The 4,279-nt window shown below is 49.5% G+C and carries 5 protein-coding genes; 1 reads left to right on the top strand and 4 read right to left on the bottom strand.

The window, feature by feature from the left end:
* The 4 genes from ACY69O_RS05585 to ACY69O_RS05600 form a co-directional block, all read right to left on the bottom strand.
* Positions 1-875 (bottom strand): PDC sensor domain-containing protein (locus ACY69O_RS05585; protein WP_462332478.1); only part of this gene is annotated, 875 nt, incomplete at its 3' end.
* 165 nt (positions 876-1,040) lie between these two features.
* Positions 1,041-1,853, bottom strand: a complete 813-nt coding sequence (locus ACY69O_RS05590; protein WP_462332479.1) for a MetQ/NlpA family ABC transporter substrate-binding protein — start codon at positions 1,851-1,853, stop codon at positions 1,041-1,043.
* Positions 1,854-1,910: 57 nt separating this feature from the next.
* A complete protein-coding gene (locus ACY69O_RS05595) occupies positions 1,911-2,564 on the bottom strand; it encodes a methionine ABC transporter permease (RefSeq protein WP_462332480.1) in 654 nt (217 codons plus the stop codon).
* Between the two features lie 210 nt (positions 2,565-2,774).
* The gene (locus ACY69O_RS05600; protein ID WP_462332481.1) at positions 2,775-3,830 is read right to left on the bottom strand and encodes a methionine ABC transporter ATP-binding protein; all 1,056 of its coding nucleotides are present in this window, start codon (positions 3,828-3,830) and stop codon (positions 2,775-2,777) included.
* Positions 3,831-4,049: 219 nt separating this feature from the next.
* Between ACY69O_RS05600 and ACY69O_RS05605 the strand changes: the two genes are divergently transcribed.
* Positions 4,050-4,279, top strand: a 230-nt coding sequence (locus ACY69O_RS05605; RefSeq protein WP_462332482.1) for a carboxylesterase family protein, incomplete at its 3' end; no start/stop codon positions are given.

Raw genomic sequence — 4,279 nt, forward strand, 5'->3', positions numbered from 1 at the left:
GCAATAAGTATCAGTATTACGCCTACCACCGTGAGAACTCCGTATATCATGCGGAGCTTGTTAATCTCTGCAAATACGAAATCCGTTGGAGCCGCTACAGCTACAATCCAGCCGGTGAGCTCCATGGAGTCATAGCCGACAACCATCTCAGTGCCGTTGACATTAGCGACGAAATAGCCTTTTTTGTTCTGCGCCATTTCAGTGATATGGTCTTTAAGAATGGGGTTATCCGTTACAGGCTTCATGTTTTCTTCTTCGTTAGCCGATACAATGATGACTCCTGTTGCGGGGTTAAGGATAACACCTTGCCCCTGTCCCTCGTATTTGATTTCCTTCGCTTTTTTTGTGAGGGTATCAACGCGGAGTGTCAAACCGACTACGCCGCTCATGGCGTCCTTGCGGTTGTACGGAACACCTATGCCGATGACCGGTCCTTTGAGTCCCTTGTACATGTCGCTGACGTAAGTCTTTCCCGTTGCTTTTGCTGTTTTATACCAATCACGGCTTCTCCAGTCGGTGGAGGTTGTCTGGTCACCGTTCAGCTTCGTCATACAGAAGCCATCGTCCATGACGTTCATGAGGTTATTGATTTCATTATCATCAGCAGCGGCCATTGTGATGCTCTGGCTGCGTGCCAGGTCTTCCTGTTCAGCAGAAAGGTTGTTCAGAATTGAAGCAACAGCCCGGGCAGTCCGGACCTTTCTCATAAGCCATGCTTCGGTGTCGTCCGCCTCTGCACGGACTCCCATGGCAATCTGCTTTTCCACAGCGGTCTTAACAACGTTGGAGGCTGTGAAATAGCCTACGATTGATACGACGGCCATGATGACTCCGGCCAGTCCCGCCAGCGCAAAAAACTTCTGTTTCACATTCATATTATCGCTCCCTCTCTCTGATATATGTGAATTCCTCGCGAAATTAATGTGTAAACTTATTCTCATAAAGTATTATATCACTAACTGACATTCTGTTTCGACAATTATTTTTATGTAATCGGGCACAAAAAAAGAGCTGTGAAATCACAGCTCTTTTTTATCATATCAGAAGCCTGCTACGATGGCTCCTTTATACTTGTCGTCGATGAAATCCTTGACCTCTTTGGACTGCAGAGCCTTCATGAGTGCTCTGATTTCCGGACGGCTTTCGTCGCCGCCGCGGACTGCAACGATGTTGACATACGGAGAAGTCTTATCCTCCATGAACATAGCGTCCTTCGTCGGTGTGAGGCCAGCCTGCATAGCGAAGTTCGTGTTGATGACTGCAGCGTCAACGTCTTCAAGCGTACGCGGAACCTGAGCAGCCTCTACTTCCTTGAATACGAGGTTCTTCGGGTTGGAGGTGATGTCCTGGACAGTAGCTTTGACGCCTGCGCCGTCTTTGAGCTTCAGGATACCTGCTTTTTCAAGGAGAAGCAGGGAACGTCCGCCGTTGGTCGGGTCGTTGGGGATAGCGACCTGAGCGCCGTCTTTAAGCTCTTCGAGCTTTTTGATTTTCTTGGAGTATACGCCCATCGGCTCTACATGAACACCGCCTGCGCTCTTGAGCTGGAGCTTGTGCTCGCTGCAGAAGTTCAGAAGATACGGCTCATGCTGGAAGAAATTTGCGTCCAGCTCTTTGTCGTTAAGCGCCATGTTCGGCTGAACGTAGTCGCTGAACTCGACAATCTTCAGCTCGATGTTCTGCTTGGCGAGAACCGGTTTGATGATTTCGAGGATTTCAGCATGCGGGACAGGGGTTGCACCGACCTTGAGGACGGTTTTTCCGCCGGAAGCAGGTTTGGAATCACCGCCGCCGCAGCCGGCTGCGATTACTGCAAATACAAGTGCAGTGATGAGTACGAGGAATTTTTTCATACATTGATACTCCCTTTCTGATATTTTAACGCCGCCTAGCCTTTTTGGCGTTTTGGACTATTTTTTATCAAGATGCTTCGCAAGCCTGTTTCCGCTGAACTGAATGAGCTGAACAAGTACGAGAAGCACCAGTATGGTGGCAATCATGACATCGGGACGGAATCTCTGATATCCGTAGCGGATAGCGAGGTCGCCGAGTCCGCCGCCGCCGATTGTGCCTGCCATTGCGGACGCTCCAACCAGCGCGATAACAACGGTGGTGAGCTGCGCGACTATGCCGGGCATTGCCTCCGGGAGATAGACGCGGCGGATAATCTGCATGGGTGTCGCGCCCATGGAGAGAGCCGCTTCAATGAGTCCGTAGGGGACTTCCTTTAATGAGGTTTCTACCTGACGGGCGATGAAAGGAATCGCTGCAATCGTCAGCGGAACCATGGCAGCATTCGTGCCAATGGAGGTGCCTGCCACAAGGCGGGTGAAGGGAATGATTGCTACCATCAGAATGATGAAAGGAATCGAGCGAACCGCATTGATTATGGCGGCAAGCACGCGGTTGAACGGCACGCACTCAAGTATCTGGTGCTTCGCTGTCGTCACGAGAAGTACGCCGATAGGAATTCCCACTGCCGTTGCGGCTATCATGGAAACTATGACCATACGTATGGTCTCGCCCAGTGCTGTCGCAAGCAGAGGCGCGATATTTGAAGTCATCTGTATATCACCTGAATCTGTTGGAATCTTCCGCAGTCTGCGGATTATGTAGATAGTATAGCATTTTGCAAGGGTATTGAAAAGAATATAAGTACCCGTGGCGGATAAAATATGCTGAAATGTGTACTTCGTGAGGACAGTTTTAGAAAAGAACTGTAATTTTGTGACTGCAGTGAGAAAAGTAAAGCCGGGCAAAAGCCCGGCCTTGTGTTATGCGTGAGATTTCTGCGGTGCGGAGTAGCCTATAACCTCTATGCGCAGGTCGCGCTGTCTGAGGTAGTCCATAGCCGCGTCGATAGAGCTTTGCTCTCCCGTGATTCCGATAAGCAGTCTTCCGTATGGAGTGTCCTTGATGTGGTCGATGTTTCCGTAGAGAATGCTGACGTCGATGGGGAATTTTCTTATGAGACCCGCGATAACAGGGTCGTCGGCGGATTCTCCGAGGAAGGTAAGGCGCACGAGAAGCTGAGCTCCCTCAAATGGCTCCTGCGAAAGCTCCACGTCGCGGAATGCAACGGGAAGCTCGTTTGACATGAGCACGCTGATAAATTCCTTTGTGATAGGCTCTTTTGGCGTGACAAATACATCAAGCACAGGGCCCTGCTCTACGATTACGCCGTTTTCGATAACGGCTACCTTGTCGCAGATGTCCTTTATGACCTGCATTTCGTGTGTGATGATGACGACGGTAAGTCCCAGCTTCTTGTTGATATCCTTTATGAGCTGAAGGATTGCCTTGGTTGTCTGCGGGTCAAGGGCAGAGGTTGCCTCGTCGGAGAGAAGCACCTTAGGCTCGCTGGCAAGTGCTCTTGCGATGCCGACACGCTGCTTCTGACCGCCGGAAAGCTGGGACGGATACTGCCCCGCCTTGTCTGAAAGTCCGACAAGCGCAAGCAGAGGCTCTACTTTTTCACGGATTTTATCCTCAGGCGTATTTGAAAGACGCAGAGGGAAAGCCACATTATCGTAGACCGTGGCAGAGGACAGCAGATTAAAATGCTGGAAAATCATGCCGATATTTTTCCGTGCCTCGCGAAGCTCGGCGGAGGACATTTCCGTGAGGTCCTGACCGTCTACAATGACCTTTCCGCTTGTGGGGCGCTCAAGCATATTTATACAGCGTATCAGAGTGGATTTTCCTGCACCGGAAAGTCCGATAATGCCGTATATCTCGCCCTTTTCAATAGAGAGATTGATACCCTTCAGCGCGGGGACAGGCCCGTCGGGTCCTTTGTATGTTTTTTCAATATTAGCCAGCTCTATCATAAGAATCCTCTTTCTTCATATTTATATCAGTGATATTATACGCCATTGTTAAAGTTTTGCCAAAGACAAATCTTTTAATGACGTAGAAGATTTCCTTCGGCAGGAAATGAAATAATTCGAACTCCCTTTCGTTGAGGAATGACGGCGAATGATATAAAATTGATTGTATAAAACAAGGGTCATAAAGCGTCCGAAAAAAAAAAGAAAGGCTGTGAGGATATGTTCAAAAAGATGACACGGAGAGAATTTATCAAAACTACCGCTATGAGCGCTTTGGCTTTTAGCGCGTTTGGGACTTGGCCGGACGAAAAAGTTTTTGCCGCAGGCGAATGCAGCGTTAAAACCCGTTACGGCACGTTCAACGGCTTTGTGGATCAAAATGGTGTCAAAACATGGCTGGGAATTCCTTATGCCAAGCCGCCTGTCGAAAAGCTGCGCTGGCAGCTTCC

It is taken from the genome of Schwartzia sp. (in: firmicutes) (genome assembly GCF_978017985.1).